The sequence below is a fragment of the Flavobacterium sandaracinum genome, from assembly GCF_004349135.1.
GTDB classification, from domain to species: Bacteria; Bacteroidota; Bacteroidia; order Flavobacteriales; family Flavobacteriaceae; genus Flavobacterium; species Flavobacterium sandaracinum.
In genome coordinates this window covers 1-7289 of record NZ_SMFN01000038.1, presented here as the reverse complement: position 1 = coordinate 7289, position 7289 = coordinate 1, and the positions used below count along the sequence as shown (strand labels likewise).

The following is a 7289-nucleotide window of genomic DNA, read 5'->3' as shown; positions in this document are numbered from 1 at the left end:
AATATATTTACTCCCAGTACGCGGGTAAGTAATAAATTTCTTTTCATACAGGCTTTGCGCAATGTTCAAGGTTTCTTCAGCCGTCAGATTCAACTTTTTATTGGCTTCTTTTTGCAAGCCAGTCAGATCAAACAGCAAAGGCGGTTGTTCCGTCACGCTTTTGGTTTCTACAGTGGTAACCGTAACTGTATTGCCATTTCTTTCGATGGACTTTAATATATTTTCCACAAGCTTTTTATCTTGCCATTTGTTTTTGGAAAGGCTTTTAAAATCTATGAACTCTTTTGTATGGGACACCTGTATTTGCCAGTATTGCTGCACCGAAAAATTTCTATTTTCCAGATAGCGCTTGCATATTAAAGCTAGTGTAGGTGTCTGCACTCTACCAAGTGAATAGATACCATTTCCTGCAGCAATACTTAATGCCTGAGAAGCGTTGATGCCCAAAAGCCAATCAGCTCGGCTCCTGCCCTGCGCTGCCTGATATAATCCGTCAAAATCGCTACCAGGTTTTAAGTTGTCTAAACCCTGCCTGATTGCCTTTTCGGTCAGCGAACTAATCCAAAGACGATCAAAGGGTTTGTTGATTTTGAGGTATTCATAGATATAGCGGAATATCAGTTCACCCTCACGCCCAGCATCGGTTGCAACAATTATCTTTTCACTACGGCCAATGAGATGTTCAATTACCTTTAACTGCTTTAACGCTCCTGCATCTACTGTATAGATTTTGTCTTTTTTGACTTTTCGGACTGTCAATAAAAAAGGATTGGGAAGTATCGGCAGGGACGATTTCTGAAACCCGGAAATGCCGTAATCTTCCGGCATACCTAACCCCACTAAATGTCCAAAAGCCCACGTGACATAATAACCGTTACCTGTCAGATAACCATCCTTTTTTTCGGAGGCTCCCAACAGGCTGGCTATTTCCCTTGCTACACTTGGTTTTTCAGCAATAACTACTTTCATGTGTTTATTTTTACTGTTTTTTATTTGTCACATGGAATGCAAAAGGCATTTCATGTGACATTACATTTTACGTCCTTTAGATTTGGCCGGCGCTTTGTCTGCTTCCTGTTCCTCCATCTGTTCCTTGCTATCGGGACTTTTTTGTCCTGATTTTAAAGGCTCTTTGATCTTCTTGGTCGCTTCATCAGTTTTGCCTTCAGAATTGACTGCCGTCTGTGTTTTATGAGCTTCTGTAGGTTTTGCCTCTTCTTTAATTTTGTTCGGGTTTTGAAAAGAAAAATCTGTTTTGTTTGTCTCTTTGTTGAAAGTGATGTAACCATTGTATTCTTTACCTTTCTTGTCCACCAATCCACTAACATAGACAGTCTGACCGTCTTTGAACTTTTGATATTGCTCATTATCCAGTTCTTTTCCTCTAAAAGTTTTCGGAGTTTCCTTCGACTGGCTTTGCTCATTGTTTTGCAATTGCTTATTGGTATTATTTCTGTCAAACAAGAACTCTACAAAACGTTTGTCGGCATTGAATTGTACGTCTGCATCAAACGAAGTTCCTTTTTTGGAAGTCATACCCTCTATATGAAGCGGCTTACCCTCCATTAGGGTTTGCTTTTGTACATCATCCAATTTCACGCCTTTGATCTCATCAGGGATTTTGATTTTGTCTGTTCGCAGAGCAACAAGCTCATTAGTCAGCCTATCTACGCTGACAATAGAGGGAATGGTCTCATTCGTTTTAGGATTGGTCAGATTGACCACACGTCCCATATTGCTTGTTTGGAGCAGGTTCTCTTTATCTTCCTTGCTGAACTCATGACCGAAAAAAGCAAAATTCAGGTTAGGTTCTTTGCGGATACCGTGAATGGCAACCACAACCACTCCTTCATCATTTTGTTGCAGAGACAGACGTGCATCCATACGGGTAACGGCAGTGCCTAGATTAAGGCTTACAGGTACAAGCTCATTGGTTTTAAACCCTCTCAATAAAGGATCAAGGAGGTTCATCTTTTCAAGTTTTTCTTTGTTCAGTCCGAGACTATTCATTGTTTCCCAGTCAATCTGTTCTGGTTTATAGCGGTATTCGCTTTTTTCTGATGTTGTCTGTGTTGTTGCCATACTATTTTTATTTTCTTGTTTATTATTATTTTTATCAGGTTCTGCTTTCACTTCGTATTGCTTCATCAGTGGTTCCCCTTCGGGACTTGGTTTATCCATCTGTTGTTGCATTTCATTTGCCATATCAATAGCAACAGGTTCAGGAACTTTGAAAAAGGAAAAACGACTAGGATCCTTTAATTGGCTGAAAAAATTAGAAAAGAAGTTAGAAAATAAATCGCCATTCTTATCCACCCGCATAAACTGGTTCTGGTTTTTCTTTATAGGTTCAACGGTTTTCAGCTTGCCATTTTTATCAATGCCCTTTACAGCCTGAATTTTATTTTTCTCTTTATCCAGTACCAATAACATCTCAGATAATTGTTCGGGAGATTTTGGTGTATCTACAGTTTTTTCGCTCATAATCTGAATATTTTCTATTTCAATATCGAAAGTAAAGAAGCTGTCACTGTTTCTCTTCGTTTGGCTTTGATTGACATCATTTGTCAGCCGTTGACTTTTACTTTGGACATGGGAGCGGTAAAGCTTTCTCTGATGAACTGGTGCACATCTGAGAGCTTATAATAAATTTTTCCACTAATTGTATAATAGGGTAACTTACCGGAAGAGCGGTAACGCTGCAAGGATCGTGGGCTTATCTTCAGTATTTGTAAAATATCCTGATTGTCCAACAGCTCTTCTCCATCAATAATCGCATGTTGATTTTTAGTCCCACTTGCCAATTCCATAAGGATGTCAAATCGCTCCATGATTCGCTCCATCCAAGCCATAAATTCTATTCTGTCGATATTCATAATCAAAAATTTAGGTTCAATACGCAGTATGTAGCAATTCTTCCAGATAGAGGTACTGTTTAAAATGCTTTTACAAAATTCAGTTGCTTTTGTTGGATTTTATCCCAATGGCTTTCGTAGTACTGAAAAACTTTAACATTTAAAATGCTTAAAGCCTTGGTTTTACTGGAAAATAATTCTCCATAAAATGATGATTTCTTATTCGATTTAAAATATTCTCTTTTTAGGCGCCAATTATTTGATTAATCTTGTCATGAAAAATGAGTGCAACCATGATTTCTGTTTTTAGATTAGTACTGTTTAGTATGTTTTTATAAAATTCAGCAGCTTTTATTGGATTTTATCCCCATGGCTTTCGTAGTACGAAAAAAGTAAAAACCTTAATTTTTCTGGTAATTGTTCTTTGATTGATTCTGGCATAAAAAAAGCAGTATATCCTTTTAAATCAGGATTTACTGCTTGTGGGCATAGTAGTTAAGTCTTTATTCTTGGTCTTCTCTGTACATTTTTTGCTGTAGGTTTAGCGTTAATTCCTCCAGAAATTTTGTCTTACTGCTTTTACGTGCTTTAATTTCAGTATAAGTTTTATAGATGTTATCAAGTTTGATGTTGAAAAAATCTTCAAAGGATGTCGTTATCGTATTAATATCTGCCGCACCATGATTGATTGTTCCATTAGAAAACAAGGCGTAGATTAATTCTGTCAAAGCTGTTTTTGGCCCTGTCCATACCAATACTTTATGCTTTTTTTCTTCAAAAATATCAGAATCATCCACTTTTAGTCTTTTTAGTGCTTGTCGGATGTAATGAATAAATCGATACATCGCCTTTACTTTTGCCCAGAGCATGTCTTGCGATGTTGAAAATTCCGGAAATTGGTAATAATCAGTCATAGGTGTAAAGGGAAAATTATCGCGATGGTTTCGAGTAAAGAATTGATGATCCAGATAACTGTATCCTTGTTCCATATAATGCACAAAATCAGCATTTCTGTAAAAGAACTTATTAATTTTCCGCAATTCTTTTTGGAGGAATTCGACTTTATAAGTGTTACCCGCTTTTGGCATTCTTAGCTCGCAGGAACGCACTTCTGTAAAATAGATCAATAAACTCATAGGAACGGGTTTGATATTTTTGAAAAAATCGATCTCCTCAGGAACGGTGTTGAAATCATTTTTATCAACTATCTCTTTTAAGTTCGTTAATGTTTTATTACACAATACAATTCCATTACAAGCCTTATTTTGCATTGTTTCGTTTGCCTCTAAAATTTCATTGCAGACAGCATTAAATGATTCAATCGCTTTTTTAAACATCTTTTTAAATATTAGTTGTCAATATCTTTCGTCATTTTGCAATTGATTTGTAATCATTTTGCAAAGTATTCATAAGTTCCATTGCGTAATTGTCTCTTGCCTGAACATAGGCTACTTTTGGAATTATCCTAGCTCCTAATTTTCTTTTTTCAAATGAGGCTGACACCCCAAAATCAATCTTTTGAAGTTGCAACTCATTAGCTCTTTTAATGGTTTGAAATAACAATTGCCTATACAGTTGGTATTCTTTTGCCCATTTATAATCCATACCTATTAATTCGGGGACATAGGTATGATTGTCGTTTTTGTAGCAAAACATAACTCCTACAAATGGATTTTCGGGCTCTGCTTTCAAGGCTAATACTATAAATTCCCAGTTGGGACTTTCATTCATATTTTCGAAAATTTTTTGGGTATATCGGAATGTATTGATAGCGTAATTATTGTCTTTTACATTGTTGTAGAGTTGATATGCTCTTGATATTTCTGATTTGCTCAATTTATCTTTTATTACAACATCATAGTACTTCTCATAAGGTTCTATCTCTTTATTGAAATGTTTACGGGAACGCAACGATAATGTTTTTGTAAACTCTTCGTGTGAATGCCAAACTTGATTTTCAATTACACAGGATTCCGGCATGTCTATTTTGAAATAACCTTGATCTACTATTGTTTTGTTGTAGCTGTTGTCTTTTTCGAAATCTCTTAAAACTAGCATGTCTGCATTTAAGTCATTGTATTTTTCTTCCAGCTTATCCAATAATAGTTTCAATGCTTTTTCTGCAAAAGGATGTTCCTGATTGATAAAGCAGTGTTTTCCTTCGGTGAATAGAGACCCCATACCCAATACTCTTGAGGTGAGGTATAAAGGATTAGTCTTTCTTATTTCTTCCAAATGGATGGAGACCGACTCAGTAGCCAGCATGTCGTCTTTCCAAAGACCGTAGGTAACAAAGGTCATTAATACTATGATACCTTTGTTGTCTTTAATGATATAATAGTAAAAATCCCATTGGTTAGTCGGGTCTGGATGCTGACTAAATGTTTTTTCTAAATAAACAATACCATCCCAATCGAAAATATTTTGTTTTCCCATGTATTGATTCCATGCTGATTTTTCAATATCTTGAATGGTATTTTTTTCTTCGATAAAAAGCTCCTGCTCTTTTGATTGTGAAATATTTTCTGCTTTTTTATTGTCCATTCCAAAAGCCCGTCTGATTTTGATTTCACTACTATTTGTTTCTTCCAAAGCTTTGGGAAAATGGTATTCCATTGCATCAGCTAAGGCTKYWATATCTTCTAGCTTATTGTGGCTCGATAATGTTATTCTGATTCCTGTATTCTTTATTGGAACTGCTGGATAAATTCCCAAGTTCAGAAAAAATCCTTCTTCAAATAGGCGATGCACAAACTTATAAGCTGTTGCAGGCGTACCCATACCCAAAAAGAACACTGGCGAATCATTTTTTGAAATTATGGGGAGGTTTCCGTTTGATAATAACTGGTTAAAATAATCGATTTTATCCGCTAGCACTTTTTGTTTCAATTCTATTTCAGGAGATAAATGAATGTCTGCCGAAGCGATTGCTGCTGCTACAGATGCAGGTTCTAACTGAGCGGAAAAAGTTAATGGACCGCCGAAATTTTTGATTTTATCTCTTAGTTTCTGATTCCTGCAAAATACCGTCGCACCACTGGCTCCAAAGGTTTTGCTTAATGTACTCACCACAATACAATTTTCTGGAAGTTCTTCTATCATATCAAAAATAAAACCAGTTCCATTTTTACCTCGCCAACTCATACCATGAACATCGTCAAAATAGAGATTAAGCTGAGAATATTTTTGAGTCAAAGCCAATAATTCTGGGATAGGTGCATAATCACCAAACATGGAATATACACCATCAGCCATATACCAGATTTTATTGCATTTGGTAGTTAATTGTTTGATTTTATCTTCTAACATTTCCAAATTACTATGTCTGATCATCTCCACTGGAATTCCCCGTAGCTTTAAAAGCTGACACGCATTTTGTACACTCCAATGTACTTGATGATCCATTATTACGGCATCTTCATCTCTTATCAATGTCGGGATAACAGCTAAATGTCCTAATGTACTGTTCTTTGTTATAATGGGTGGTATACCATACATTAATTCAATTTTTTGCTCTAGTTCACTGTAAAGCGGATGCGAAATATATGACTTTGAAAGTGGGAATTGTGTACCATAATTGTTTATGGCTGCTATTGCAGCCTCTTTCAACCGAATGTCTTGTTCGAGTCCCAAGTAACCTGTTGTACCAAAATGAAACATTTCCTTTCCCTTAACTTGGATTGTCCTACCTGTCAATTTTTTGTCTTCTGCATATAGATGTAGTAATCCTTCTTTTTTTGCTCCTGATAAAACCTCATCAACTGTGTCTATGAAATTATTGTGCTTAATTTTTGCCATTTTTAAATTGTTTAAGTTGTTTTAAAAATTTAGATATCTAAAATTCATCATAAAAATTGAAAGTTATTTCATCCAATACCTCAATACTCCCGATATAACAAGTCAAAGTCCCGAATTGACAACTAAAACTTCCAAATTGCAACAAATAATCCCAAATTGGCAAGTGTCTTATTAATAGATGTTTATATTTTTGTTAAATTAGAAAAATTAAATTCGTAAAACATGATTGCAGCACATGATTTTTATGAGAATGATTTTGCYAGGTTTTGGATCTCTGGGGGCATTCTCTTTTTTGAATACAAGCCTAATACTACTATTGATTTAAGGGTAGCCCAGTGCGTTGTAACCGATAGAATTCATTTTCAAAACGAATGTACTTATCCTATTTTATGTGATATTAGGGGTGTTGTTGCTACTGAGAAAGCTGGAAGAGATCATTTAGCACAGTCGGGCTCTATTTTGACGCAAGCAGTAGCACTTATTGTAAATGAAAAACTTTCCTTGATTATTAGTACTTTTTATGTAGAGATTAGTAAGCCCTCTGTACCTACTCAAATTTTCACGAAAGAAGATGACGCTTTAATTTATCTAAAAGGGTTTGTTTAGCGTTTACTATAAGATAAAAAATTAAAAGTT

The 7289-nt window shown here is 35.6% G+C and carries 6 protein-coding genes; 1 reads left to right on the top strand and 5 read right to left on the bottom strand.

What is annotated here, in order from left to right; all coding sequences use genetic code 11:
* The 5 genes from E0F91_RS17255 to E0F91_RS17235 form a co-directional block, all read right to left on the bottom strand.
* The coding region (locus tag E0F91_RS17255; RefSeq protein ID WP_243698929.1) for a DNA topoisomerase at positions 1-969 on the bottom strand (969 nt) is incomplete at its 3' end.
* Between the two features lie 60 nt (positions 970-1029).
* Positions 1030-2484, bottom strand: a complete 1455-nt coding sequence (locus E0F91_RS17250) for a DUF3945 domain-containing protein (protein ID WP_132067602.1) — start codon at positions 2482-2484, stop codon at positions 1030-1032.
* 83 nt (positions 2485-2567) lie between these two features.
* Positions 2568-2876 (bottom strand): helix-turn-helix domain-containing protein, encoded by a 309-nt coding sequence (locus E0F91_RS17245; RefSeq protein WP_072944053.1) that lies wholly within the window; start codon positions 2874-2876, stop codon positions 2568-2570.
* A gap of 482 nt (positions 2877-3358) precedes the next feature.
* Positions 3359-4192, bottom strand: coding sequence for an RteC domain-containing protein (locus tag E0F91_RS17240; protein ID WP_132067601.1), 834 nt, complete (start codon positions 4190-4192; stop codon positions 3359-3361).
* 31 nt (positions 4193-4223) lie between these two features.
* Complete coding sequence (locus E0F91_RS17235; RefSeq protein WP_132067600.1) at positions 4224-6653, bottom strand: bifunctional aminotransferase class I/II-fold pyridoxal phosphate-dependent enzyme/GNAT family N-acetyltransferase; 2430 nt, start codon at positions 6651-6653, stop codon at positions 4224-4226.
* 222 nt (positions 6654-6875) lie between these two features.
* On the opposite strand from E0F91_RS17235, the gene E0F91_RS17230 reads away from it, so the two are divergent.
* Positions 6876-7259, top strand: a complete 384-nt coding sequence (locus E0F91_RS17230; RefSeq protein WP_086452582.1) for a DUF7793 family protein — start codon at positions 6876-6878, stop codon at positions 7257-7259.
* The last annotated feature ends 30 nt before the right edge of the window (positions 7260-7289 follow it).